This is a genomic window from Psychrobacter sp. KH172YL61 (genome assembly GCF_007182895.1).
GTDB classification, from domain to species: domain Bacteria; phylum Pseudomonadota; class Gammaproteobacteria; order Pseudomonadales; family Moraxellaceae; genus Psychrobacter; species Psychrobacter pacificensis.
This window is the reverse complement of record NZ_AP019516.1, coordinates 1,294,606-1,321,172: the sequence shown is the minus strand read 5'-3', so window position 1 is coordinate 1,321,172 and position 26,567 is coordinate 1,294,606. Positions and strand designations below refer to the sequence as shown.

The 26,567-nt window shown below is 40.7% G+C and carries 20 protein-coding genes, 1 tRNA gene, 5 pseudogenes and 1 other annotated feature; of the genes and pseudogenes, 16 read left to right on the top strand and 10 right to left on the bottom strand.

Annotated features, from left to right (window positions below; all coding sequences use genetic code 11):
* Nucleotides 1–106: 106 nt before the first annotated feature.
* Together PKHYL_RS07095 and PKHYL_RS07090 are read left to right on the top strand one after the other, a co-directional pair.
* Nucleotides 107–310, top strand: a complete 204-nt coding sequence (locus PKHYL_RS07095) for a hypothetical protein (protein WP_240366353.1) — start codon at nt 107–109, stop codon at nt 308–310.
* A gap of 20 nt (nt 311–330) precedes the next feature.
* Nucleotides 331–1,523 (top strand): annotated as a pseudogene (locus tag PKHYL_RS07090) (acyl-CoA desaturase).
* Nucleotides 1,524–1,792: 269 nt separating this feature from the next.
* Here the strand turns inward: PKHYL_RS07090 and PKHYL_RS07085 are convergent.
* A pseudogene (locus PKHYL_RS07085) lies at nt 1,793–2,956 on the bottom strand (IS3 family transposase).
* Nucleotides 2,957–3,233: 277 nt separating this feature from the next.
* On the opposite strand from PKHYL_RS07085, the pseudogene PKHYL_RS07080 reads away from it, so the two are divergent.
* The 8 genes and pseudogenes from PKHYL_RS07080 (at nt 3,234) to PKHYL_RS07045 (ending at nt 11,187) form a co-directional block, all read left to right on the top strand.
* Nucleotides 3,234–4,701, top strand: a pseudogene (locus PKHYL_RS07080) (protein adenylyltransferase SelO).
* Between the two features lie 365 nt (nt 4,702–5,066).
* The gene (locus tag PKHYL_RS07075; protein ID WP_093069872.1) at nt 5,067–7,385 is read left to right on the top strand and encodes an NADP-dependent malic enzyme; all 2,319 of its coding nucleotides are present in this window, start codon (nt 5,067–5,069) and stop codon (nt 7,383–7,385) included.
* Nucleotides 7,386–7,548: 163 nt separating this feature from the next.
* Nucleotides 7,549–8,607: a tRNA nucleotidyltransferase gene (locus tag PKHYL_RS07070; RefSeq protein WP_332835945.1), complete on the top strand. Its 1,059-nt coding sequence runs from the start codon at nt 7,549–7,551 to the stop codon at nt 8,605–8,607.
* On the top strand, nt 8,604–8,735 hold the full coding sequence (locus PKHYL_RS17395; protein ID WP_269778294.1) for a hypothetical protein: 132 nt from the start codon (nt 8,604–8,606) through the stop codon (nt 8,733–8,735). Before PKHYL_RS07070 ends, PKHYL_RS17395 begins: the two co-directional genes overlap by 4 nt.
* A gap of 26 nt (nt 8,736–8,761) precedes the next feature.
* Nucleotides 8,762–9,572, top strand: a pseudogene (locus tag PKHYL_RS07060) (pteridine reductase).
* Nucleotides 9,573–9,665: 93 nt separating this feature from the next.
* A tRNA-Ile gene (locus PKHYL_RS07055) sits at nt 9,666–9,742 on the top strand.
* A 449-nt stretch (nt 9,743–10,191) separates the two neighbouring features.
* The gene (locus tag PKHYL_RS07050) at nt 10,192–10,500 is read left to right on the top strand and encodes a hypothetical protein (RefSeq protein ID WP_240366350.1); all 309 of its coding nucleotides are present in this window, start codon (nt 10,192–10,194) and stop codon (nt 10,498–10,500) included.
* Between the two features lie 291 nt (nt 10,501–10,791).
* On the top strand, nt 10,792–11,187 hold the full coding sequence (locus PKHYL_RS07045) for a tyrosine-type recombinase/integrase (RefSeq protein ID WP_240366349.1): 396 nt from the start codon (nt 10,792–10,794) through the stop codon (nt 11,185–11,187).
* 575 nt (nt 11,188–11,762) lie between these two features.
* Here PKHYL_RS07045 and PKHYL_RS07040 read toward each other — a convergent pair.
* Nucleotides 11,763–12,958 (bottom strand): IS3 family transposase gene (locus tag PKHYL_RS07040; RefSeq protein WP_240366348.1). Its coding sequence is split into 2 segments (ribosomal slippage): nt 11,763–12,682 and nt 12,682–12,958, totalling 1,197 coding nucleotides; the frame shifts between segments, so codons are not numbered across the junction.
* Nucleotides 12,567–12,683 (bottom strand) — a sequence feature (AL1L pseudoknot). Its footprint overlaps the gene before it by 117 nt.
* Before the next feature lie 221 nt (nt 12,959–13,179).
* Between PKHYL_RS07040 and PKHYL_RS07035 the strand changes: the two genes are divergently transcribed.
* The 6 genes from PKHYL_RS07035 to PKHYL_RS07010 all read left to right on the top strand — a co-directional run bounded on the left by PKHYL_RS07035 (nt 13,180) and on the right by PKHYL_RS07010 (nt 18,471).
* Nucleotides 13,180–14,664: an NACHT domain-containing protein gene (locus PKHYL_RS07035; RefSeq protein ID WP_240366347.1), complete on the top strand. Its 1,485-nt coding sequence runs from the start codon at nt 13,180–13,182 to the stop codon at nt 14,662–14,664.
* A gap of 280 nt (nt 14,665–14,944) precedes the next feature.
* Entirely contained in the window at nt 14,945–15,787 is an 843-nt protein-coding gene (locus PKHYL_RS07030; RefSeq protein WP_240366346.1) for a hypothetical protein, read from the top strand.
* 128 nt (nt 15,788–15,915) lie between these two features.
* Nucleotides 15,916–16,575, top strand: a complete 660-nt coding sequence (locus tag PKHYL_RS07025) for a hypothetical protein (RefSeq protein WP_240366345.1) — start codon at nt 15,916–15,918, stop codon at nt 16,573–16,575.
* Between the two features lie 41 nt (nt 16,576–16,616).
* Nucleotides 16,617–16,859 carry a hypothetical protein gene (locus PKHYL_RS07020; protein WP_240366344.1) on the top strand — a complete coding sequence of 81 codons (243 nt, stop codon included), beginning with the start codon at nt 16,617–16,619 and terminating at the stop codon, nt 16,857–16,859.
* Nucleotides 16,860–16,891: 32 nt separating this feature from the next.
* Nucleotides 16,892–17,587 carry a hypothetical protein gene (locus tag PKHYL_RS07015; protein ID WP_240366343.1) on the top strand — a complete coding sequence of 232 codons (696 nt, stop codon included), beginning with the start codon at nt 16,892–16,894 and terminating at the stop codon, nt 17,585–17,587.
* The gene (locus PKHYL_RS07010) at nt 17,584–18,471 is read left to right on the top strand and encodes a hypothetical protein (protein ID WP_240366342.1); all 888 of its coding nucleotides are present in this window, start codon (nt 17,584–17,586) and stop codon (nt 18,469–18,471) included. Before PKHYL_RS07015 ends, PKHYL_RS07010 begins: the two co-directional genes overlap by 4 nt.
* Nucleotides 18,472–18,683: 212 nt before the next feature.
* On the opposite strand, the gene PKHYL_RS07005 is transcribed toward PKHYL_RS07010, so the two are convergent.
* The 8 genes and pseudogenes from PKHYL_RS07005 to PKHYL_RS06970 form a co-directional block, all read right to left on the bottom strand.
* Nucleotides 18,684–19,580, bottom strand: a complete 897-nt coding sequence (locus PKHYL_RS07005) for a hypothetical protein (protein ID WP_240366341.1) — start codon at nt 19,578–19,580, stop codon at nt 18,684–18,686.
* 64 nt (nt 19,581–19,644) lie between these two features.
* Nucleotides 19,645–21,015 carry a hypothetical protein gene (locus PKHYL_RS07000; protein ID WP_240366340.1) on the bottom strand — a complete coding sequence of 457 codons (1,371 nt, stop codon included), beginning with the start codon at nt 21,013–21,015 and terminating at the stop codon, nt 19,645–19,647.
* A 19-nt stretch (nt 21,016–21,034) separates the two neighbouring features.
* Entirely contained in the window at nt 21,035–21,295 is a 261-nt protein-coding gene (locus tag PKHYL_RS06995) for a hypothetical protein (RefSeq protein ID WP_240366339.1), read from the bottom strand.
* An 11-nt stretch (nt 21,296–21,306) separates the two neighbouring features.
* Nucleotides 21,307–21,756, bottom strand: coding sequence for a hypothetical protein (locus tag PKHYL_RS06990; RefSeq protein WP_240366338.1), 450 nt, complete (start codon nt 21,754–21,756; stop codon nt 21,307–21,309).
* Between the two features lie 721 nt (nt 21,757–22,477).
* Nucleotides 22,478–23,527, bottom strand: a complete 1,050-nt coding sequence (locus tag PKHYL_RS06985; protein WP_240366337.1) for a hypothetical protein — start codon at nt 23,525–23,527, stop codon at nt 22,478–22,480.
* Between the two features lie 255 nt (nt 23,528–23,782).
* On the bottom strand, nt 23,783–24,073 hold the full coding sequence (locus PKHYL_RS06980; protein WP_240366336.1) for a hypothetical protein: 291 nt from the start codon (nt 24,071–24,073) through the stop codon (nt 23,783–23,785).
* Nucleotides 24,073–24,366 carry a hypothetical protein gene (locus PKHYL_RS06975; RefSeq protein ID WP_240366335.1) on the bottom strand — a complete coding sequence of 98 codons (294 nt, stop codon included), beginning with the start codon at nt 24,364–24,366 and terminating at the stop codon, nt 24,073–24,075. Before PKHYL_RS06975 ends, PKHYL_RS06980 begins: the two co-directional genes overlap by 1 nt.
* 496 nt (nt 24,367–24,862) lie before the next feature.
* Nucleotides 24,863–26,488: pseudogene (locus PKHYL_RS06970) on the bottom strand (long-chain-fatty-acid--CoA ligase).
* Nucleotides 26,489–26,567 lie beyond the last annotated feature (79 nt).

Sequence of the window (26,567 nt, the reverse complement as noted above, 5' to 3'; positions counted from 1 at the left end):
TACAAGTTATTGTTATTTAGCAATATTTTTATAGTGTATAAGTGTTCACTTTATATGATTTTTCAGGTACTATGGGGACTTAAATTAATACCGTTAGGGATATTATATGATTGCAAAAAAAGCACTTGGCTTACCGCTTAAAGGCTTACGTTTCGCTATCAAATCTGGCGATACCTTTGTAAAGAACGCCAGCACTCAAGTCACGCGTTTCAAGACTCGTTTTGATGAAAGAAAGCGCAAATGGCTCTTGACGAGCAGCCTACGGCAAAACGCAACTACGCTAACGCTTCTGAGCAAACGGATGTTCTGACAAAAGAGCAAAGCATTGATATGCGTGAGTTTGAATTTACAAAAGCGCCAATCAACTGGATTCCAGCGACTTTTTTTGGTAACGACGCCGATTGCTGCTGCTATCATTACACCATGGTATTTGTTTACTCATGATGTAAGCGCTCCTGTCTGGGGTGTATTTGGTGCCTTTATGGTATGGACTGGCATTAGCATCACCGCCGGTTATCATCGCCTGTTGGCGCACCGTGCTTACAAAGCGCATCCAATCGTCAAAAACTTTTTTATTGCTAGGAGCTACCCTAGCGGTACAAGGGTCTGCATTTGACTGGGTTTCAGGTCACCGTGTTCATCATCGTCATGTCGATGATGTAATGGACGATCCGTACTCAGCAAAACGTGGGTTCTGGTTCAGCCATATCGGCTGGATGCTACGTAACTATCCTAGCGGCAACTTTGACTACAAAAACATTCCTGACTTGACCAAAGACAAAGTCCTACAGATACAGCATAAATATTATGGCCTATGGGTACTAGCCACCAACGTTGGTTTGGTCGCGGCTGTTGGTTGGTTGTTGGGTGATGTTTGGGGCACGCTTGTGTTGGCAGGTTTGCTGCGCTTGGTATTGACGCATCACTTTACTTTCTTCATTAACTCATTATGTCATATGTTTGGTAGCCGTCCTTATACCGATACCAATACTGCTCGTGATAACTTCATTTTAGCGATATTTACATGGGGTGAGGGTTATCACAACTACCATCACTTCTTCCAGTACGACTATCGTAATGGCGTAAAATGGTGGCAGTATGATCCAACCAAATGGTTGATTGCTGGCTTATCAAAACTTGGGTTGACCTCTGATCTGCGCACGGTCGATGATACGACCATCAAGCATGCCGAAGTTCAAATGCAATTTAAAGCAGCTCAGCAGAAAATCGATACCGCGACTGGTGGCGGTATTGACTTAACTCATGCGATGAAGAGCTTCCAAGATCGCATTAAGTTTGAATATGATGCCTTTACGCAGACAGTTGAAGAGTGGCAAGCGCTAAAAGCAAAAACAATTGAACTTAAAAAGACAGAGTTCGCTGATCGCTTGCACGAGGCTGATGATAAATTGAAGCATGATTATGCTAAGATTGAGCAAAAAATTCTTGAGCATAACAATAACTTGAAAAATGCTTTTCGCTCTATTGGTATCAGCAAAAAGCCGCCTAACTGGTTTTTATAAGCTATCGTAATTGTCAGGTTTCTCCTTCCCTCTATCTGCCCTAGATAGGGGGATTTTTTTGTTTATAATTTATAATTTATGGTTTATGTCACTACCTCTACTTTTAATAATCTTATCCTCGTAGTAAATGATGAAATATATAGGCTCAATCGTTGCAACCTCCAACCTAGAGACAGTAACCAACTATAGTCAATCAATACTAAAAGTGGTACAAGGCAGACGAGTGACCTCTGCTGTCAACAACGGAGAAAAACACTTGGTAGATTTCATCAGGCAGCCTGACGGTAAAAGTCTTGGAATACTTGAGCAGGCGACTTAAATCCTAACCCTTTTGTATCCGTTGACGGTTGTAAAAAATCTCAATATATCTTGTAACATCAGCGATGGCTTGCTGACGAGTTTCATAGACCTTGTGGTAAATCAGCTCATTTTTTAGCTGACCCCAGAAACTCTCAATCGGGGCATTATCGTAGCAATTGCCTTTTCGGCTCATAGAGCCAGCTAAGCCATGCTTTTGAATGATTTGGCGGTACTGATAACTGCAATATTGGCTACCCCTATCAGAATGCACGATAAGCCCTTTAGCGGGTCGTTTATACTTGATGGCATTGTTTAACGCTTGGCATACTAAATCAGAGGTCATGCGTTTATTTAGGGCATAGCCCACGATTTCTTTGCTATACAAGTCTTTGACCGCTGCTAGATATAACCAGCCTTCATTGGTCCAGATATACGTTATATCGCTGACCCAGGCAATATTGGGTGCTACCACGTCAAATTGCTGTTCTAGCAAGTTTGGATAAACAGGCTTGTTGTGATTTGAGTCAGTAGTCGTTTTAAATCGCTTGTGACGCTTGCAGTAAATACTATGTTCTTGCTTAATTTGTCGCACCATGTAAAGGCTGATGTCATGTCCTTGGTTAGTTAAATGCTGATGTAAGCGTTCATGACCGTAGCTTTCTTTGGTATCCATGTGAGCGGATTTGACCAGTAATTCACAGCGGTTGTGGTGCTGTTTTCGCTTGCTGATGCCTCGCTTTAGCCAGTCATAGTAGCCTGATAGGCTGACTTCAAATAGGGTCGCCATACGTTGTATGCAGTATTTTAATCGATTCTCTTGCATAAAGGCGTACTTGGCTACTGGTTCTTGGCAAAGTACGCCGTTGCCTTTTTAGAATTTCTCGTTCTTCTTGAGCGATTTTTAGTTGTTTTTTAAGGTCTTTGATTTCATCCAAGGCGGCTATGAGTTCAGGGTTATAGTTTTGTGTGCCTGCAAGTACGCCGCTTTCTGCTTTCCTGTGCCAGTTCGCTAGTGTGTTCATGGGTATCCCTAGCTCCTTAGCCGTTTGACTGATGTTGCCGTTATTTTCTTTGATTTTGGCGATGGCTTCGGCTTTGAAGGTGTCGCTGTATTCTACTCTTTTCTTACTCATGGTAAACTCCTGTTTAGATTACAAGTTTACCAAATATTTTTGTCCGTTTTTTCAGCATACATCAGAGTGCAAGTACTACAGTAGTAGGCTAAACGAGTCTAACGCTGTAACACTTTAATAGTGGTTCGACTATAATCCACTAAACTCAGCTCACCCAAAGTAGCTAGTTTTATTTTTTGGCTAGATATTACAAGAGACGGACAGAGTGCAACGATGCCATATGAGAGCTATGCTATAGTGACATTCTCACTTTTATATTTTAATGGAAACGGCCTGTATGCGTTATCAAAACACTTACGTCAACCTAGACACGCGCCTTTATCATGAGCAGCCACCGACGCCACTAGACAATCCTCGTGTCGGTCACTTCAACACTCAAGTTGCACAGCAGTTAGGTTGGGCAAACGACGAGGACCTGATGACCAATTGGGTTGAGATATTGGGCGGTCAATACGTGCCAGCTGATTTCAAACCATTATCGATGGCCTATGCCGGTCACCAGTTTGGACAGTGGGCTGGGCAATTGGGCGACGGACGCGGTTTATTGATGGCGCAGGTACTCGATGTTGATGGACAGCCACAAGACTTGCATCTTAAAGGTGCTGGTTTGACGCCCTACTCGCGCATGGGTGATGGACGCGCAGTCTTACGTAGTACTATTCGCGAATACCTTTGCGGTCATGCATTGACGCAGCTTGGCATCCCCCTCGTCTAACGCTTTGGGGTTTGTGGTATCTGATACGAGAGTACGCCGTGAGCGTATCGAAGCAGGTGCAGCGTTGATGCGTGTGGCTGATAGTCATATTCGTCTCGGTCATGTCGAATGGATTGCCAGCTTTGCCCCTGATGTACTGGGTGAGTTCACTGACTATATGATTGACACTTACTATCCAGAGTGCCGCGATAGCGAAACGCCTGTCTTAGCTTTCTTGACCGCAGTGGTTGAACGTACGGCCCGTATGATTGCTGATTGGCAATTGATTGGCTTTGCTCACGGTGTGATGAACACAGATAACTTATCTATCACAGGCAGTACTTTGGACTTTGGGCCGTTTGGCTTTATGGAGCGCTTCAATCCTGCATGGATTAATAATCACTCAGACCATACGGGTCGCTACGCTTATCAGAATCAACCTGCTATCGGGCATTGGAACCTAAACGTTTGGCTGCCACACTTTATGCGCCTAGAAGGCGTTACTCGTGAGACGCTCGCTGAGTGTTTAGCGCCTTATGAAGCAACCTTTATGCAGCATTATCAGCAAGGTCTGTGCCGCAAGCTTGGCCTACCGCATCAAAGAGAAAACCTCAGCTTGGCCTTTGAATGGTTGACACTATTAGAAGACAATTTGCTCGACTATACCAATAGTTTCCGCGCCCTACTCGGTTTGGTCGCACCAGCAGATCATCCTTATGAGCAAAAGCTACTGGTTACCATGACCACCGAATTAAGCGGTGATGCGCAGCAAGTATGGCAAGACTGGTCAACACGTTATCTGGCACAGATCGAGCAGCTGTCACTTGAGCAGGTAGTTAACGGTATGCAGACAACTAATCCTGTCTATGTCCTTCGTAATAGCATGGCGCAGCGTGCGATTACTGCCGCAGAGCAAGGTCAGTTTGAAGAAGTTGATCGAGTGTTTCGCTTATTAGACAATCCTTACAGCGTGCAAGATATCGCTAATGATCTAGATACTAATGCGCCTGCACCGGATACACCGCAGATGCCTATTAGCTGCTCATCTTAGTAGTTGCCCGCTTTAACACTTTTCAATTCTGTAATATTTTGAAATATTATGAAATTAAGGTTGATATCCAACTGCATTTTTGGCATTATCAACGAGATAAATAACGAATATCATTTTATTATATTATTCGCACAATTCACCGTTGTTGACTAGGCAGTGAATTGGCAATAATGCTAGAATGAATATTTTAGCTGGTTTGCTTTTTTGACCTGATCTTTGATCGTCGACCATGATTCTGATGGTCGTGAGTCGTTTAACGTCTTTATCCCTTTCAATTATTATCATTCAATGATCTTTGGAGGGTTAGACGTTGTTTTTTATCACCATTTAATTTATTCCAATTTATTCCAACCATGGCAATTATTATGAATGACGATACCACTTCGAATACGGATAACCTCAGTACAGAAAAAGAGCAGTTTGAACAAGCTGCCTTACATTACCATGAGTTTCCACGCCCAGGTAAAATTTCGGTAACCCCTACTAAGCAGCTAGCCAACCAACGTGATTTAGCACTCGCCTACTCTCCAGGTGTTGCTGTACCTTGTCTTGAGATCCAAAGAGATCCAAAACTTGCGTCTAAATACACGGCACGTAATAACCTCGTTGGTGTTATCACTAACGGTACTGCTGTATTGGGTCTGGGTAATATCGGTCCATTGGCATCGAAGCCAGTCATGGAAGGTAAAGGCGTTCTATTTAAGAAGTTCGCAGGTATCGACGTTTTTGATATTGAAATTGCTCAAAATGATCCAGACAAATTCATCGAAGCGGTTGCCTCCCTTGAGCCTACTTTTGGTGGTATCAACCTAGAAGACATCAAAGCACCAGAATGTTTCAAAATTGAGCGCGTACTACGTGAGCGCATGAACATTCCTGTGTTCCATGATGACCAACATGGGACGTCAATCATCGTTGCCGCAGCCATGCTAAATGCTTTGTTGATTACTGGCAAAAAAATCGAAGAAATTAAAGTTGTCTGTTCAGGTGCAGGTGCAGCCGCCATCTCTTGTCTAGACATCATTTGCGCGCTTGGTGTTAATAAAAACAACATTATTGTTTCAGATTCACGTGGCATTATCAGCACTAGTCGTGAAAACCTTGATGAAACCAAACAACGTTATGCTCGTGAGACAACCGCTACCTCTATCGAAGAAGTGATGGACGATGTGGATATGTTCTTAGGTCTATCTATGCCAGGTACTCTATCAGAAGATATGGTTCGCCGTATGGCAAAAGATCCTATTGTCTTTGCACTTGCCAACCCAACACCTGAAATCATGCCAGAATTGGCACATGCGGTACGTCCAGACGTCATCATGGCAACTGGTCGCTCAGATTATCCAAACCAAGTAAACAACGCACTATGCTTCCCATACATCTTCCGCGGTGCCTTGGACGTTGGTGCGACAACCGTCAACGAAGAGATGAAAGTCGCTTGCGTAAAAGCCATCGCTGCCATGGCACACGTCGAAGCAACCCCTACGACCAACGTCAGAAACATCGAGACGATGAAAAGCTTCGGTCGTGATTACCTAATCCCTGGCCCACTAGAGCCAAACCTAATCATCGAGATTGCCTCTGCGGTTGCCAAAGCGGCAATGGACTCAGGCGTAGCGACACTGCCAATCGAAGACATGAAGGCATATCGTCAGCGTCTGTCTGAGTTTGTCTACAACTCTGCGTTTGTTATGAAGCCTATCTTTGCACGCGCTAAGTCTGCGCCAAAGCGTATCGTATACTGTGAAGGCGAAGACAATAATATCTTATTGGCCGTACAAGTGGTCGTCGATGAAGGCTTGGCTCAGCCAATCTTGGTTGGTCGTCCAGCAGTCATCAACGATCACATCAATAAGTTGGGCTTACGTCTAAAAGATGGCGAAAACATCACGATCGTCAACCAAGATGATGATCCTCGCTACAAAGACTACTGGCAGGGCTACTACGAGAAAAACAAGCGCCGCGGCGTGAGTATCGAGCTTGCTCGTCGTGATGTTCGCCGTAAAACCACGTTGATTGGTTCTTTATTGGTTGACAACGGTGATGCTGACGGTATGGTTTGTGGTACCTTTAGTGACTACCAGATGCACCTAAAGTATGTCGAAAGCGTCATTGGCAAAAAAGAAGGCATCAATGATTTTTATTCGATGAATGCCGTATTGATGCAAGATCGCAACATCTTTATCGCTGATACGTACGTGCATGAAGATCCAACCGCTGAGCAGTTGGCTGAGATGACCGTTCTGGCTGCCGATCAAATCCGCCGTTTTGGTATCACGCCACGTGTTGCATTAGTCTCTCATTCAAACTTTGGCGCTTCAAATCTTGCCAGCGCGGTCAAAATGCGCAAGGTTCATGAGCTACTAACTGACATGAATGTCGACTTTGATTTTGAAGGCGAGATGCAAGGAGATGCCGCACTGAATGAACATATCCGCCTAAACGATATGCCATCAAGCCCACTAAAAGGCGCTGCGAACTTGCTGATCTTGCCAACGCTTGACGCCTCAAATATTGCCTTTAATTTACTTAAAACGGCAACCAGCAGTGCGTCTATTGGACCTATCTTGTTAGGTACGAATAAGCCAGTACATATCTTGACGCCATCAGCGACTGCTCGCGGTATCGTCAATATGACGGCATTGACTGTGACTGAAGCACAAGATTTAGAAAGCGAAAAATAATCAGACGTCCTACTTCGTATGATTATGTGATTCAAAAGGGCTCTGTCATCCATTGGCAGGGCCTTTTGCTATACTAAAACCGGCCAATGCACATCACGCATGGGCGGTTTTTTGATTTATTGCGATTGGGCCGCTGATATCGGTTCAATAAGAAGAGGCTTTTATGCAAATTTATCTTGTGGGTGGTGCGGTTCGAGATCAACTATTACAACAACCTGTCAAAGATAAAGACTTCGTCGTCGTTGGTGCAACTGTCTCAGAGATGCTTGATGCAGGGTTTCAACAAGTAGGTGCGGACTTCCCTGTGTTTTTGCACCCCACCACTCATGAAGAGTATGCCCTTGCACGTACAGAGCGCAAGCAAGGCTCAGGATATAAAGGCTTTAGCGTACATGCCAGTCCTAATGTTAGTTTAAAAGAGGATTTGCAGCGCCGTGATCTGACCATCAATGCAATAGCTATCGAGGTTGTGAGTCTCACCGATGATACCCCTGTCAGTGGCGATGTCATTGACTATTACGGAGGATTACAAGATTTAGAGAGTCACATACTGCGCCATGTGTCTGGCGCTTTTAGCGAAGACCCATTACGAGTGCTGAGGACGGCTCGATTTTACGGGCGTTATTATGATTTGGGTTTTACCATTGCGGAAGACACCTTGACCCTAATGCGTCAACTGGTCAACTCAGGAGAGCTTGCTCATTTGAGTGCGGAACGTATCTGGCAAGAGTCGAGCCGTGCAACGATGCAACTATCACCGCAAGTATACTGGCAGCAATTGTTTGAGATTGGTGCGCTTACAGAGTACTTTGCCCCATTGCATGATGCTTGGGAGGACACTCATATACGAGAGACGGTTCAGACAGCATTATATTTTGCAGGCCAAATGCGCCTAAACTTGCCACAGCGTTGGGCACTGTTAATGGTCAGCCTGACCCCGTCACTATTTAATAATGAACATACGCATGACCAATCTGACCAATCAAAAGCGCTAAGAGATATCAATGATACCGGTAATAAAGCTAAAGTCCCCAAAGCGCATACGCAGTTTGCTATCCTATTCGCTCAGCAAGCCGAAACGCTGAGCATGATAAACAGTCTGAGCGCTGCCAAAAGATTGACCTTATACAAGCTTGTGGTGCTCATAAAGAGCCAGATAAGCTGTCACAGCTCCTTGTCTGCAGTCACGTCTTACAGCTGGCAACACAGCACCGTCAGATGATGCTAGCACTAAATAGCTTTCATGCAATCGGTATGACAGATATTGCACCAGATCTTAAAGGGCCAGCCATCGGAGCAGCCTTACGTCAAAGCAGAATTGAACACTTACAAGCGCATGACACCTATTAAAAAGCATTTTAAAAAACATTGTCACTATGAACCAAGAACCTAACACTCTGCTATCAAAGAATACTGACACCCAACCTCCGGTGATGCTGGTAACTGGTAGCGCTAAGCGCATCGGTGCGGCAATTATCAGAGCAGCGCACACTCAAGGCTACCGTATCATTATCCATTGTCATCGTAGCGAAAAGAAGCTAATAGCTTAGCTGACCAATTTAACAAAAGCCGTGCTAATAGCGCAGTGGTTATTGTTGCGGATTTGGCAGTAGTCAATCATGGTGCAGCGTTAGAGAATTTTGTTAAAAATATCATGGAAGCGTTTGGGCAGCTAGATGTACTGGTACATAATGCATCACGGTTCTACCCAAGCCCGCTTGGTAACATTGATTATACGCAGTGGGATGAATTACTTCTAACCAATGCCAAGGCGCCTTTACTATTGAGCCAAGCGCTACTGCCCTATCTCAAACATCAGCAAGGCTGTATTATCAGCTTATTGGATATTCACGCGCATGATAGACCGTTTAACAATTATACGGTCTATAACATGGCAAAGGCTGCGCATCGAATGATGGTTCAGTCGCTAGCGTTAGAGCTGGCACCAGACATACGCGTCAATGGTGTTGCACCTGGCGTCAATATCTTACCCGACCCCAATGGCGACCAAGCCATGGATGAAGTACAACAAACCAATATTATCGATTCAATCCCTATGCAAAGAATCGGTAAACCTGAGGAGATTGCTCATAGTGTACTGTACTTGGTACAGGCGCATTATGTCACAGGTGAAATTATCACAATCGATGGGGGCGTAGCCTGACTATGGCTGGTAGTGGCTTTTAATCCGCTTTTAAACCGATTAAAAATTTATTGGTTACTTGCCATCTTTTACTTGAAAAATTCAAAAAATCAGGTATCATTGTGCGTCTAACGTTAGGGCCCATAGCTCAGTTGGTTAGAGCAGAGGACTCATAATCCTTTGGTCGTAGGTTCAAGTCCTACTGGGCCCACCATATTCAAACCCTTACAGTCATTGACTTGTAAGGGTTTTTTATTAATCTAAAATTTATGCGAACGCATGGACTTAGTTGGTTTTTTGATACTATCTTGATACTTTGACCCTTATAGTAATTAAAGTATGATATTACTAACACTATGGTTATATACTGCTGCATGGGTGATATATGAAGGTTAAACTTACCAAAAAATTTATAGATTCAGTAGACTATACCGCTAAAGGTACTGAAATCTATATGGACGATGTGTTAACTGGTTTTGCGCTACGCGTGGGGCAAACAATCCAAACGTTATACATTACATAAGCGTATTAACGGAAAGCTATATAGAGATGAAGTGGAAGAAACGCACTTGATTACGCTAACCGAAGCACGTGAAAAAGCCAGCATAATGATGGCTAATATAAAAAAAGGTCTGCATGTTTATGACGGGCTTCATGAGGGTCTTGGAAGAGCCGAAAGATAAGACCAATAATGTACCAACACTGAGAGATGCATATACCTACTTTAAATCAGCAAAGACTAGCTTAGCTAAAGGCACTATTGACACTTATGATGGTCAAATACTAAACAAGCTAGATGATTGGCTAGATATATCTTTAAATGATATATCTAAGTCAATGATAAGTGATAAGCATAAAGAGATAAGCAAGCATAGTAAAGCTCAGGCTAACGCAACTATGAGAGCTCTAAGGTCAGTTTGGAATTATTGTCGTGATAGCTTTTTAGATGATAACGAAGACTTTTTTAATTAAAGAGCAACCAGTACGCATACTTAACGCCAAGAAAGATTGGAATATAATTAAGCCGCGTACTAAACATGTTGAAGAAGAATATTTAGGTATGTATCTCAAAACACTTTTAAATTATGTTGATAGAAGCTCACACCTGCAAGCGCCCCATAGCAATAATGCACGAGATATCATGCTACTTTTTATGTTCACTGGTGTGCGTTTAAATGAAGCGCAGCCCTTAAAGTGGTCTGACGTCGACCTTATAGCTGGCAGGATAGTATTCAAAGCTACAAAAATGGTTCTAATTATCATATGCCTACTAGTGATATCTTACAAGCTCTGCTTGAAGAAAGATTCAGATTAAGCGCTGGCAAGCAATGGGTATTCCCGAGCAACTTGAAAGCTAGCGATGACCATATAAAAGATTTAAGCCGTAGTTATAAGGCCATAAGTAATCAAACAAACTTGTATATTACACCACATGATTTGCGCCGCACTTTTGGAACGGTAGCTAATAACTCAAGCATCAGCTATCCAGTCCTTAAACGCTTGCTCAATCACCGTGAAGCTAAATCAACCGATGATGTTACCCTACAATATATCCAAGTGTCACAGCGGCAACTAAGAGACGCTTCAAATTCAATAGAGTCTTTCTATTGTCGGCTTGCTGGCATGACACAAGATGAAATCATCAGTAAATATTACTAACCTACTAACATTTCAAGAAGAGTACTCTAAAAATATCGTCAACTAATTTAGTAAGAACGAGCCGTGATGGCGACCAGTTACACTACCTATATTCATTTGTAATAGCTCTATGATTGTTTGCAAGAGTTTAACCAACGCAATTAGCGCTTCTCTGTGATGGGTTTTACTACTACTCTATTTTATAAGCAGTATACTTCTTAGTATGATAAATTGGACTGTCATAGCTGTGAGAGCAGTCATTGTTTGATCGTGCTTTACGTTCAGTTTCGGGTACGCTGTGTTTGACTAAATATAATGATAAATATTTAACTATTTACGAGTAGCCATTATGAGTATTGAAAGCTTACCCGACTATCCATTACTAAAAAAGCTCGCCGAAGCTCTTTGGCGAAATGAAACTTCATATCAAGGCGCTGCTATAATGGTAGGCTCTGGCTTTAGTAGAAGCGCTGCTAGTAGTGGTGATATAAATAGTAAGTTACCTTTGTGGAATGATCTTCTAAAAATACTATCTGAACCGCCCCGACTATATCGGAGAGTGATTTACTTGAGTCAGGCAGCGATGCCTGACAGGGTTAAATATCGTAATACCGCTTTTCAAACTCAAAAGGTGACACATAACCAATCGTGCTATGCAGACGTGTTTTATTAAACCAGTCCACCCATTCAAGGGTTGCCAGTTCAACATCATTAACGCCAGTCCAATTCTCCTTTAAATAGTCAATTACCTCAGATTTATACAGCCCGTTAACCGTTTCAGCCAGTGCGTTATCGTATGAATCACCAGTCGTGCCGACCGAGGCAATGATGCTAGAGTCCTTCATCTTATCAGTATAACGAATGGATAAGTACTGAACCCCGCGATCACTGTGATGAATCACATCTTTGGGGTTGTTCCTGTCTGCTATCGCCTGATTTAGCGCAGCCATAACCATATCCGTGTTCATGCGATTAGATACTTTCCAACCGACAATGCTACGGGCAAACACGTCAATAATAAAAGCGGTATATACCCAGCCGCTAGTTGTTTTTATATAGGTGAAGTCAGCTACCCATAGCTGATTAGGACGATGGGCATTAAAATTACGATTAATCAGGTCATCAGAGCATTTTTGGTCATCACGGCTATTGGTGGTGATCTTGCCCTTACCGCGCCAGATGCCTTGCATACCATACTGCTTCATTAAACGCTCTACCGTACAACGAGCCACATGAATACCATCTGCCTTCATCTGCTGCCAGACTTTACGAACACCGTAACGGCATTTACTGTCCTGCCAGATGCGTTTAATCTCGTTGATATAATAATCGTCATGCTGCTGACGCAACGAGCGCTTTTCAGGGTAACTCTCCAAGTCTTTAGTACGGTGGTAGGTTGATGGGGCAATCGGTAGTACTCTACAGATTGGCTCGATCCCGTATTTCTGCTTGTGATCATCGATAAATGTGACCATTATTTCGGTGGACGGTCGAGCTCCGCCTGGGCGAAAAAAGCGGCTGCCTTACGTATGATCTCATTGGCCTGTTTGAGTTCTTTGTTCTCACGTTCAAGATCTTTAATACGTTGCTCTTGGCTTTGAGCTTGTACCGATGCAGGGATAGTTTGATCTATATGCTTCTTGTGCCATGAGCGCAGGGTTTCAGGCGTGCAGCCAATCTTAGGGGCAATGGCTTGAATGGCTGCCCATGTGGAGGGATAGTCGTTTGCTGCTTCGATCAGCATACGGACGGCGCGTTCTTTAATCTCAGGAGTGTAGGTTTGTCTTTTCATTGTCGTATTCTCTCAGAATGTTAAGTCTCCGACAATACCGGGGCGGTTCAGCCTACGAAAACGTAAATCCAACCAGTCATTTAGCCATTAACGTCACTTCGGTTAGATCTGAATGTATAAAGCTTGCTCGTGAATTACTAAAAAATAATTCAAACAGTGAGTTAAAAAGGATAACTGAAGAAGCCAAAACAGACCCACTGCCAGAGGTAAGATTCGTATAGATGAAAAATAAAAACACTTCACAGTCTCCAGAGCTTGCCGGTGGTGATGGCTTTACCTATGAAGGTCATGTCATGGCTTTCTATTTAACTGCATTACTAGCTGAAGCGAGTGCGCCCGGCTGTGATGGTACGGTAGTAAATGTAGCTGGCCAGCAAAGAGACTTTGGCTACCCTTTAGATGACGTCATAATAAAGTGGAAAGATGCATCAGGTCGAATTGGAACCACTAGTTTACAGGTCAAACGTGACCTCACGATTAGCTCTGCTCAAAGCAATAAAAACTTTAGAGATATTATTCGTGACAGCCTTGCCAGCTACCAAGATGCTAGTTTTAATGATGATGTAGATAAGTACGGAGTGGCGGTTAATGAGATATCCTCTGCTAAATTTCGTGATTTAGGGTTTCTTTGTCATATAGCTGTTGAAAGTGGCGATATTGAGCACTTTGAGCAACGGTTTAGCACTAATGGGAATGCCAGTGCGGATATTAAAGCTATTAAAGAAGTGGTATATCAGCTATTGGATGAGTTCTCTGCTGCCCCGTTAGCACCTACTGAAAAGCATGACTTTCTAAAACATTTTATTATTGTCAGGTTTGACTTCTTACATGATGGTGAAGTTGATGCACATATAGCAGAACAGCAGATTCAATCACAGTTACCTACCAATAGTATTGTATCGCCCGTATTGGTCTGGTCTTATGTTTACGAGTTAGGAAGAGAGTCTGCAGGGAAAGCGGGTCAGTTTGATAGGGTTCGGTTGGTCCACGAGTTAAGTAAGGTGGTTAAACTCAAAGAAGGTAGAACTTTTGAAGAGCAGATTGCAAAGATAAAAGAGCTTACGAATACTTACTTGCATCAAATTCAAAGCGATATTGATGGGTATAGTTTAGATAGGACTGGTTTAAAACTAGAGTTTACTGAAAAGATTAAATCAAAACGCTTTATTCAAATAACTGGTATGCCGGGTACTGGCAAGTCGGCTCTGCTACGTCAAGTAGTTGAAGGTTATTTGAATAGCTCGTTTGTGTTGTTTTTAAAGTCTAATCAATTGGTCGGTAAAAATTGGTCTCAATACGCTCAAAGCTCTGGGATACCTTCAACTCATAATTTAAAAGATCTATTAGTTGAAATTCAATCAGCAGGCACACCTATCTTATTTATTGATGGTATTGACCGTGTAGACAATCAGCATCGACCAATTATCGAAGAGTTAATAAGCTTAATTTTAAATGACCCATTGTTAATAAAGTGGAAAATAGTCGTTACCTTACGTGAGACAGGGCTAGAGCCGCTAAGAACATGGCTTGGGTCTGTTCTTAAGCAGGCTTCAATTGGTAACGTCACTGTCAATAAATTAGATGATAATGAAGCCAATATTCTCTCAACACAGTTTCCAAATTTAAGAAGCTTACTTTTTAGTTCTTCTGAAAACGTGAAGCATGTCACTAGAACTCCATTTTTGCAAAGGTTCTATCTACGCTAAGTTTATCAAACGATACATCCCCAGAGTCTGAACTGGATTTGATTCATGAATGGTGGAAACGTGGTGGATATAGTGCGACGAGTCAAAAAGTTATAGATAGACAGAACGCTTTACTAGAATTAGCTGAGCGTAAGGTAAAAAAATCTTAGTAAGCCCGTAAAAGAAGATCGCTTAATAGCAATTCGGAATTAGATGAACTAAACAGCGACGGTGTGATTAGAGTCGATAATAGAAAATCTATAGTAGATTTTGCTCATGATATCTTTTTGAATGGTCATTATTGTACAACCTATTTGAAGCTGATGATGCATGGCTTGATAAAATTGAAGCGTTCGGTCAACCTCCTGCTATTGCTAGAGTTGTTGAGTTATTGGCTCAGCAGAAGCTCCAGGACGAAGAGTGGTCTATAGCAATAGAAAACCCAAAGTTTAAAACACTTCGTTCACAATGGTTGCGAGCTTGGCTATTAGGTGCTATCAGCCATCCAAATACAGCACAATACAGTGGTCAATTTAGAGGCAAACTGGCTGAAAACGACTATGATCTCTATGAGAAGTTATTGGTTTGGTTTCAAGCAGAAAAGACACAGCCAAACCCGCTGATACTTGCTACTTCCAAAGATATAAAAGTTGCTACCTCTCTTGCGTGGCCGACTGATTTAACCCTATGGTTTCAAGTTATTATTTTTATATTAGAAGATACTCCTTCATTGCCAGAAAACATATATCCAAGAGTTGTCGATGTCTTTAAAGTTTTTCAAAACCTAGCAATAAATTTTGAAAACGCTACACAGCCTTCACAGGTTGTTATTGAGTTTTCATCCAAAATATTACAAATAGCTTTAGATTGGCTATCTGAAATCGAAGGGATAAAAGATCATCCTAGTACTCATAACTGGCAATTAGTTAATGACATAACAGGATTTAAAGATGCGCTACGTAATTTGATTATAGTTTCAGCAAATTCTAATCCAACTTTCATTCAAACCTATTTGAATAGGCTACTCGATCTAGATGAAATACCTAATGAGATTTTCAAACATATAATCCAATTATCTGGATTTATAGTACAAAAACATGCTGACCTAATTGTTGAGTTTTGCTTAAAAAAAATTATTGTGTGAATTACCATTAGATAAATATAAACGTGACTGTGAAGAACGAAAACGATCTCAAGAGTATTGGTTGGAATTAAATAGCATTCCACAAGAAGAGCTTACTGATAAGCAAAAAACTACTTCAACGTAGAGCAATGTTTTTAAGTCCATTTCCAACTGAAGTCGTTAGCGACAGTGACTGGAAAAGCCTTGCTATTAACAGTGACTTTATTGGCTTCTATCCTTCCTCTCCAATCAAAGAGCCATTCCATTCATTATTAAAATATGCTCCCGACTCTGGCTTAAGACTAATTACAGCGCTATCAAACCATGCTAATAAGGCTTGGCGACAGCTTCATGAGCTATCAGATGAAAAGCTCACACCAATTCCTATTACATTAGAATTTCCTTGGGGATCTCAAGCATTCTGGGGCAATGAGAAAGAATATATTTGGTCACGTCCATACTGGATAAATGATACATTGTCATCAGCATTTATGACCTTAGAAAAGTGGTGTTTTGAGCAGTTAGAAGCGGGTGCGAATCTAGACGAGTTAATTCAAAAAATAACTAAAGATCATGAATCAGTAGCTATCCTAAGTGTTGTATCTGTACTTGCTCTTGAACAACAGTGCATTAGCAAAACTGTATTTCCTTTGGTGACGAATCAAAAGGTGCTTGATCTAGATTACTATCGATTTACTCAAGATATACGTGGTTCATCGTCAGACAGGAAAAGCTATAAATTTTGCTTGTCAAATTTACTAAGTGCATTCGTTTTTCTAAATTTAGTGAGGAGATCAAAAAAAGATTAATTGGACTTGCAAACTTTCTACCATACAATTTCGAAGAACAGATGGATAATGCAGTAGTTACTAAAAGATTAATAGAACGAGCTAAATTTTATGCCGAATATGCAGATGAAGCTACTTATATAGTTCAGCCTACTGAAAACGAAAGTATAGTCACTATTTCGCATCATAGCCCTTCTTTGAATAATAGCAAAAACATAGAAGAACAGAAGAAAAGTGTAGATTTTCTTAGTTTTAATAATATAGCCTATTGGGCTCATAAATCTCTTTACAAGACTCCATTGTAGAAGGATATTCTATTCAATCTGCTCTAGAGTTTATGAAACAATACGATGAGCTAGAGCTCTTTGAAGATGGTTGTGAAGGATGGACCGAGGAATCTACTCATAAACGCATGAAACAAAATGCTGTTGTCGCCGTAGCAACGATGGCCTTATGCTTTAGAGAAGCGCTAGCTGATACAGATTTAGAATGGGCACGCGAGGTAATAAATAAAATATTAGATTTACCATTTAACTCATATGAGTGCAGCACCCCAGAAGCAAAACTTACATTTCATCCAAAGATATTTGCTAGTAAAGCACTAGCTTCTGAAATAAAATTTGATACAGCTGATGATAACTCAAAAATCCAAATATTATGCATTATTGCGAGTCCAGTAAATGAAATATCCATATCAGCTTTAAACGAATGTCTCTCATTATATGAAGTTGATAGAAAACTCAGTTACTCCGCTATATTCATAGCTATATCAATGAGTCATAATCATTTGAAATATCGTAATTGTAACTCAGATGATACAGCTAAAATAAATGTGGAGTTACAGAGTATAGAATCTATTTTAGCTGAATATTATGAGTCTGATAAACAATTCATTGAACTTCCAAAATGTGGAAGTCCTTGGGTTGAGTTGGAACAGGAAAAATATAGACCTTCTTTGAACTATTCTTTAAATAAGTCTTTTGACGCTATAAAGTGGGAAAGATCTGATGAACAATGGGATACTACTTTTTGAGTCATATCTTAAAGCAGCTACCTATTAAGGAATTACTACAGTCAGAATTCAAAGAAGAACTTCTAAGTTTTATAGAGAATTTAATTAATTGGACTATTGAGCTAATTGAGCCTTCATGGTCTGAACAGTCTAATCACAAAGGCAACCATGGCAGTCTTTATGAATTCTCAGATGCTCTATGTAATATCATTGGTACAATCTGTGGAGTATTGCTATTCAACGTGACTTATCATAGGTTTGTAAAGCCTATATTGAACCTAAAATCTCAAGAAGGTTGGCAACTTATAGAACCTTTAATCAGCTATTGCAGCTGCAATCTATATGACGAGATCGTTGCATCAGAAGATATTGTAAGAATACTTGAACACTGTATGGAAAGATTCTTGCAGGTCGAAGAGTTGAACACAAATAGCTATCGCATTGGAGAGTTTGATGTATTCAAAAATAATGCACTAGAGACGTTAATGTTTACTCGCATCACTCAATTTGATAGTGCTAAACGATTCGCAAATGGTAACTGGACTGACATTCATTTGGTAATGCCCATAATTAATAAATTGGTTCGTGAAGCTGGTTGGGTTGGTGCTGTAATGCAAAACTTTGTGCAATTATGCGACCATGCCAAAAATGACTATCCTGCTGAAGTTTTCGCAGATCAAGTCTTAACCGTCATATCTAAGCCTAAGCTTGTAGGCTGGCAAGGTAGCACATTGTATTCTCGTATAGCTGAACTGGTGCAATTCCTTGCAGAAAGGGACAATCCTTTAGATTTAGAGACTGGTAAGAAGCTCTTACGAATTATTGACTGGCTGATTGACCAAGGTGATAGACGAAGTGCTTCACTACAACAAAGCGAATTGTTTAGAAGCATCAAGGTTAATTGAATAAGCTAGCTATAAATAGCTCTAAACTCTATACTTTATTTTTTGTTAGTACCATCAACAGATATCCTAGATATTTAAGCACCCCCGATGACGCATAATAGTGATTAGTGGTAGCCAAGTTTTTGTCAGAGTGTTTACGTTTTTCTGTACAACCCTTACTTCATAGCCATGAAAACTCTCACGTGCACCGACACGTATTGAGCTGTTCAGACTCAAGTCTTTTTAACATCACTTACAACTTGCTCGCTATATGCCCTCACCTGCCAATGACTGGCATCAATAAGCTGACAACCTACTAGCATAAAACTCTGTAGCATCTCAATCTGGGTCTCCTTAATACCAAAATGGATCGATGAGTTATTTAAGTTATGCTTATGCGCAAATATCTCAATAAATACTCTCAACTTCTCAGGATCCTTTATAGACATCTGATATGCTCTATCTAATGCTCTAATTATTACTTCCTGATTCTTACTACCTTTAGGCCTACCTAGTAATAGCCTGTCATCGTCGAACAGCTCACTAGCGCGCAGGTATAAACATTTAGAGTCATTTAGACTTATACCATGTCTAATAGCAACTTCAGGTAACAGCTGATCTCGAGAGTTTTCTTTTAACTCCTGCATCTGCTCTAGAAAACCTATGACGTCCGCATATTTAGGATGAATGAAAATTGAATTTGCATTCGACTCTTTAAAGTCATCCAAATTACTATTCAACAGTTGCTGGCTAGTATTGTTATCAGGTTGATCTATATTCTTAAATAATCGTGTTTTATTAACAGCTGTTTTTTTAACAAAGTATGATCTTATCTTATTTAGCTGCACCGTCTTTGTCGTTGCATCATAAGCAGTTTTGTCTTGTCTATATATAACAGAATAATCTAGTCCTGTTATTAAGTCTAAAACGGTTATAGGTAGCTCTAAGTAAGCGTTACTGAGCTGTTCCCCTGCCAGCAGATGAGCAGTATGAATATAATGCTCGAAGGTTGTGTCGCACGTTAAATGCCCTGCAAAGCTAGCCAGCCCAAACCAGGAGCCTTGATCCTTGTGATAGCCAAGGACGCCTTTTATTACTTTTTCGCACTGCTCATTATCATAATCAGTCATCACCTGTGCCAATGGCGACTTACTTAGTACTAACGCCAGCTGACTAATCGCAGTATGCCTAAAGCTATGAGAATGTGAAGTCGTGCTTTCCTAGCAATCTGTCCCAAATTAACTTCATGAGATTACTAAAAACCACACTGGGTAATGGCTGATCGCCTGAACCTTGAGAAAAAAAGTAACGACGCTTCAATCTTTTCTGCTGACGATATAACTGAATAAGTTGTTTTAGCTCGTCTTTCTTAAGTAGGCAGTTAATGGGTATAAGGCGGCTTGCGCTGCTACTTTTCAATCTCCGATAGCGATTTGGTCTTAACCATATTTGTGGCTGCTCTATTCGTTGTCCATGCTCATCAATATAGATGTCAGCTATATCACGAACTTTAACACCGATAAGTTCTTTGATTCGCAACCCTGTCCGATACGCAAGACTTAAGACTACTAAGCACAGGTTTTTCTGTTCATCGCCTAAATCCGAGTTGACCAGATACTCTTTCATCGCATGATATATCCGAGGTGATATCATGTTCGCATTTACCACTTGGCGTTTATTACCCCACGGGAAATACACAAATGGCGCATTATAGTGCGCTCGCTGATAATCATGGAAAGCTCGTAGTCTGCCATAAGTAAATTTTTGAGTATCTTTGAGCTTATCCAGATATGAAACTTTATTTTTCTTTAAATACACATTATTCAAGACATTGAGACTACCTTGACTTAACACATCGTCTGCACAGCCAACTAAATCATCATCCGTATCTAGATTGTCTTCGCCAAAGTCTGATTCTTTGTTTAAAATAGACTGCTTTCTTCCATCCTTAATCTTACTTTGAATGATCTCCTCATATACAGCTTCAAAGTCCTCACCAGACCATTCATCAAGATTCTCATCCATTGTTAGCATCAGCCAATCCCGACCAATACATCCCAGATATTTACTAATGGTATCTAACCTGTTGTTACTATCACTCAACAAGCTTCTGACCCATCCTAAGAGACGCATGGCATTAGGCTGGGTAAACCCCTGTTGTAACAACTCTACTTGCGTAATAGCTGATGCTTTACTGCCTTTAAGGGCATCTTGAACCTCTTTAATGAGATTCTTACTAAAATTTGGATACTCCCTACTATTGGTACCCTTTTCGTCAGATTCTGAAAAGCTTGCTACAAATAACTCTTCCCAAGTGAGCGGCTGTAGATTTGAGTTAATCACCTCTTGATTATAATTAATAAGCTTATTTGTGGTTAAGCCCGTCGTTTTAATCTTGCCCTGTCTAACAATAGCCAGTGCAGTGTCTATATCGCCTCCTTTCATTTGCCGCCAATGATAGTCAGCGTATTTTATTAACTGTGATAAATGCGGTTTACTTTTATCTTTATTTTGTAGTTTTAGCTTCTTACAAATATCACTGATAATGGTTTCAAACGACTTCACATTTTCTTTTTTTAACTTTTTATCTTTTAGCGCGTATAAAGCAAAGTGTCATATCATCAGGTATGTACTCTACATAGCGCTGTAAGCTTGTAGCAGATACATCCTCTGAGGTATGACTTTGCGTATAAGAACAACCGTAATTGTCATCATCAATACTGAGCAAGATTAGCGCCAAACTCTCGCTGCTGACACCTGAATCTGGTAATTCATCAGTTGCTGGTAGCTGCAATTGATATATGTCACGTTCGCCTAGGAGCCATTGATACAGTGCTTTTAACACATCTATGTCATTCAATCCCCATACATCACGCTACAGTAGAGCACTGACTCAATCAAATCATTGTTTGAGAACCTTCTTTTCCGTTGCCATATCTCAATTATTTGCTGGCTAGCAAGGCTTACTTGAGCACCACTTACCATCCAATCATAGGATATTGTTAAATGATCACGCTCTGCTATGACTGGCACAACTGGTTCATCCATACTCAGTTCATGAGCTTTGTTATAACTCCGTATGTATTCTAAAAATCCTTGTCTGGCTAAGTGATAGCTATGCGCAGTATCAAAATGCACCTCAAGTATGCTACCAATGGTTTGATAGTATTCAGTTAGGTCTGTTCCTGTGGGTATGTGATTGTCATCAACATAAGACGCTATCAAAACTTTCGCCTCATTTTTGATACTCTCATGACTTTTGCTTTTATTTTCTTCTCTTAACTGATGAGCAACGGCATTATCCATATATATTCACCTCAACTTGTCGTAGATTAAGCTCAACTGCAACTTTCTCTAAGTCAGCGGATAACGCTTTTAGCTCATTAATGGATAATGACGACATGGGATGCATAGCCTCCTGATCTGGATGTTCATGACCATATAGGGCGCAGATCAAATGCTCAGGAGACTTATTCGTTAGTAGTGAGCGTAATTGATGTCTAAGCCAATTATCTTGATGACTAAAAAGTGTTTTATCTGATAGCGAACCTTACTAGGCGTAATACCGGTAAAGCCTTTTGGATTTTGGCTAAATAGCTGAATGAGTGGCTGACTAGAGTTCAAAATGTTATTTATAGGAAATTGATCATTGGGATATATAGAATTATGCATGACCGCAAATTGCTTGATATATTCAATATAATTTTGAATCGCTATGATTAAGAAATCACTAAGAGGAATAAGCCTTCCCTGCCCCTTGTCCCTGACGTTCTTCTTTATCCGATACCCATAACAGCCGCTGCCTAAAGTCAAACTGATTTAAAAGCCCAGGTGCGTGCTTTACGGGTCTAATCCCAGTCTGAATAAAGATGATATGCCATAGCCAGATACCATAAGCATTGAACTGCTCAATATAACGGTCCTGCCTTATGCTTACGTTCCGCTTTAATCGACCGTTATAACTCTCAGTTGCTTCAGCAAGCTCATCAAAAATCTTTGGCAGATATCAATATTTAAAGTCATGTCACTACCAATATATTTTTTTATAACGATTGCTTTTCGTGCTAGACATACTAAGCTGTCGCAGCTCACCTTGGCTGTCCGCAGTACAGTATTCGGTCAATAGTTGTATGGCGCTGTAGTAAGTCTTCTCTAAGCTTATTGTCTCAATACTGGTGTAGTACAAGGGCGAGCTGTGTTTCACATCAACTCCAGTAATCATGTCGGCATGTAATGACTCTTGCAGCTCATTCTTTATAACTGTATATAAACAAGCGTCAATATGCTGATTTGATAACACCGGTAGCTCTAGTTGCACTTTCAAGCTTGCCAGCACTTCAGACACTTCATCGCCATCCACCGAAAACTTATTTTCAATAACTGCTTGTAGCCTCGCTGGCAGAGGTAATTTAAATTCATTATCATGGCTTTGACGATGTGGCAATAAGTGGCTTCTACGATTTGAAGTTACGTTAATAGTATTACTCATAGCATAACTATCAGCAGCCGAACCGCTCTCATGACTCAACCACTTGCGCTGACTTTTATCCAACGCCAGCTCATAAATCACGTCTTGGACCTTCCGACCACTTAGCATTGATAGTAATATAACGGCATAAACCCGACGCTGTTTATAGCTGACAACGCCAAAAATCTGCCACACCCGAGCAAATAACATCTGATAGCTCAGTAGACTTAGCTGACGTAAATTAGTAGGAAAATAAAACTGGTTACGGCGGGCATGTCGATAGTTGTTTTTTAGCTTCCATTGCTGTAATTCTGAGGATTTAGCGGTTGTCCTGGAAGGCTTAAAGTCATTGTCTAGAAGCGCAGGCGGGTCATCATCAGCAGTATTTTCAGCGTCCGCCACGTTATCATTTTTATGGGGTTTGCCGAATACTGTTGCTCTTAATGGTTCATCAGTACAATCAAGGTATCGCTTATTAGTGTGTTCTTTGCTAAATTTATTGTTTTGTGAGTTGGTATAGGTTTTACCCACAAACGCTTTATTATCTGCAATCACTTCATAGGCAAGTCTTATTTGACCAATTTTACCCGCCAACTTTTGATTAACCACTTTGCCTGACTCTTCATCACTTCTTATCTTAGCTTCATATACGCGTAATGCTTCTAGTGCATTCTTCAGTGAAGCACGTTGAGCATGGATATCAAACAGTTTTTAACAATCTCAGACTGTGGGTTATTGTCCTTTAACCCCATCCTTAGACGCACACTTAGCTGACTGACTTTGGCAGAGTGCTCATCCTTACGTATAGCAATCATTATAATTATCTGCAGATATGCACTCATAAACTGCCATGCTTCATCATCCCTACGTGCTTGGCCATACATCTGGTAAAACAAGACCAGCATATAAGTGACTGCCCAAGCCTCGATCTTTTTTCTCTTTGACGACTTCCCTGGCAATAGCTTCACATTCAGACGATGCAAATACTGGCATATCTATGTTGGCCTGCTTACCAATATGTAGGCAGAAGCCTGGATTAATATAAAGAGTATTAATAATCAAGGTTTGTACTTTTATACAGTACGGTGAATCAAGTGGCACTAGATGATCTAAAACCCTCTGTAATTCGCTGTTATCAAACTGCTTTATATTCATTAGGGTGCACCACTCAACCAGCTCATACTTTGAGGAATACCTAGAACACGCTCTTCTAGTGCAAACTTACATTGGCGATATTCATAACTACTCTGGCTAATACCTGCAAAATGGCAATACTCCCTTACAGTCAGTTGCCTAACCCCCATAAGCTGACATATTACACTTTGAGGTGCAGTGCTTTTAAGCGCTTTAAACAAATCAGGATGATGAATGCCTTTCAAGAACATCAAGTCTATGACCTCCATCCATGCGAGCTGCTGAACGTCTTTAATACTTTCAGGGATTATCAAGCATGGATAATCCCTATTATTCTCGAACCTTAAGACCTGATCGACTCTTTGGAAATCATTAAAGAAATAGAAAGTACCGCTTCCTCCATCAACCAAGCGCAGTGGTGGACGGTAGAAGTTATCCAAAAACTTCGTATTGATATAAGTCGTTTTAGGTCTCAATCTCTGCCAAACACATAACGCGGCTCTAGCATACGGATGTACATACAAATCATCCTTACTAGGATTGGCAAGCTTTGCCCAACCTTAAGTTTATTATTTTTCATCTTTTTACAAAAATAGTGAATATAATTCATGTTATCTAATGAACACTTAGGTGTCAAACGCTTTATTATTGCGGTCTTAATATCATAAAATAATTAGTATTATTAAGTAGTTAGTATTATTTTAGGCATAAAAAACCTCTTGAAACTATAAAGAATATAGCTTTAAGAGGTTGTTGATTTTATACTTTTATTAGCTGAGAAGGTTAAACTTGGAGTTTCATGCCTCTTAGCTATTCAAATAAAATTCGACTATACTTCTCACGTAAATCCTTTTTACCATTTTTCCAGTACCGCTAATTGGAATTTCATCAACAAAGATAACCTTGTCAGGTATCTGCCATTTAGCAATTTTTCCCTGATAAACCTGCAGAACGCATTCTTCTGTAGCTTGATTCTCGCTATGTTTTTTTACAATTAAAACTGGGCGTTCATCCCATTTCGGATGCACAGCAGCAATTACAGCTGCCATCGCAACTCCTGGATGTTCTAATGCAATATTTTCAAGTTCAGCAGATGAAATCCACTCACCTCCTGATTTGATTAAGTCTTTGGCACGATCACTTAAACTGAGATAACCATCACTATCGATTGAAGCGATATCGCCTGTATCAAACCAACCGTCTTCAGTTAGTAAGGCCATATCTTTGTTATAATAATGCTCAATAATCCAATGTCCTTTAATCTGTAGGTGTCCTGTCTGTCGTCCATCCTCAGCTAAACGATTAGTTCCATTTTCTTCGTCTGTAATACGGATAGAAACACCAAAAGGTGGGCGCCCTTGAGATAAACGGATCTTAAGCTGTTCATCTTCAGACAATTCACCATGCTTTGCCTTCAACTGATTAATCGTACCTAGCGGACTTGTTTCAGTCATTCCCCATGCATGAATAGTGTCACAAGCATAGCGATCCTTAAATTCTGAAATAATTGATGGTGGACAAGAAGAACCACCCACGACAGTTCTTGTTAAACTCTTAAGCTTGGTAGCTGAAGTTCGAGCATATGTTAAAAGCCCTTGCCAAATCGTTGGTACACCCAAAGCCATAGTAATGTCATAACGATCAATGAGTTCAACTAAGCTTTTGCCATCTAAATCTGGCCCTGGTAGTACTAAGCTACATCCAACCATTGCAGATGCATAGGGAATACCCCATGCATTTACATGGAACATCGGAACTACGGGAAGGACAATTTCGCGTGAAGATAAACTAATAGTATCAGGGAAGCAGGTTACAAAACTATGTAGAACCGTTGATCGATGTGAATATAAAATTCCTTTTGGGTTCCCCTGTAGTTCCAGAGGTATAACATAATGAACTTGCTGTATTTTCATCAAACTCAGGCCACTCAAAACTTGCTTTTTGTGCTGCAACTAACTCATCATAGAATTTTACGCCTGGCAAAACCTTAGTGATCTCAGGATCTGCTTCGCTCATACAAACAAAGTGTTGGACGTTTGGAATCTCTTCTTGGATAGATGCAATTAAAGCCACAAATGTCTTATCAAACATTAAAACCTTATCATTCGCGTCATTAATAATATACGTCAATTGCTCAGGAAATAGGCGTGGGTTAATAGTATGACATATCATACCTGAGCCAGAAATTGCATACCAAGATTCTAGATGACGATGGTTGTTCCATGCTATTGTAGCTACTCTATCATTCGGTTGTAGGTTTAGACTTTTTAATGCATTTGCATACCTTTTTGCATTTTTAGAAATTTCTAGCCATGTGGTTTCAACGATGTGACCATCCACCTCTTTAGAAAAAATCTTTGTATCGCCATGGTAGTGTGCAGCATGTTCAATTAAACTGCTAATCAGCAGCGGTTTAAACATCATATTTCCTAACATATAAAATATCCTTATTTCAAATAACAATCAGCCATTTGATATTATCTGCTGTAATAAAGTGCTTCGCTCAATACTACAA

Bases quoted from the DNA above. Each gene is read 5' to 3' on its own strand.
- PKHYL_RS07095 (WP_240366353.1), top strand. From the start codon at position 107: ATGATTGCAAAAAAAGCACTTGGCTTACCGCTTAAAGGCTTACGTTTC.
- PKHYL_RS07075 (WP_093069872.1), top strand. From the start codon at position 5,067: ATGAATGACGATACCACTTCGAATACGGATAACCTCAGTACAGAAAAA.
- PKHYL_RS07070 (WP_332835945.1), top strand. From the start codon at position 7,549: ATGCAAATTTATCTTGTGGGTGGTGCGGTTCGAGATCAACTATTACAA.
- PKHYL_RS17395 (WP_269778294.1), top strand. From the start codon at position 8,604: ATGATGCTAGCACTAAATAGCTTTCATGCAATCGGTATGACAGATATT.
- PKHYL_RS07045 (WP_240366349.1), top strand. From the start codon at position 10,792: ATGCCTACTAGTGATATCTTACAAGCTCTGCTTGAAGAAAGATTCAGA.
- PKHYL_RS07035 (WP_240366347.1), top strand. From the start codon at position 13,180: ATGAAAAATAAAAACACTTCACAGTCTCCAGAGCTTGCCGGTGGTGAT.
- PKHYL_RS07025 (WP_240366345.1), top strand. From the start codon at position 15,916: ATGTTTTTAAGTCCATTTCCAACTGAAGTCGTTAGCGACAGTGACTGG.
- PKHYL_RS07020 (WP_240366344.1), top strand. From the start codon at position 16,617: ATGGATAATGCAGTAGTTACTAAAAGATTAATAGAACGAGCTAAATTT.
- PKHYL_RS07015 (WP_240366343.1), top strand. From the start codon at position 16,892: ATGAAACAATACGATGAGCTAGAGCTCTTTGAAGATGGTTGTGAAGGA.
- PKHYL_RS07005 (WP_240366341.1), bottom strand. From the start codon at position 19,580: ATGACTGATTATGATAATGAGCAGTGCGAAAAAGTAATAAAAGGCGTC.
- PKHYL_RS06990 (WP_240366338.1), bottom strand. From the start codon at position 21,756: ATGGATAATGCCGTTGCTCATCAGTTAAGAGAAGAAAATAAAAGCAAA.
- PKHYL_RS06980 (WP_240366336.1), bottom strand. From the start codon at position 24,073: ATGAATATAAAGCAGTTTGATAACAGCGAATTACAGAGGGTTTTAGAT.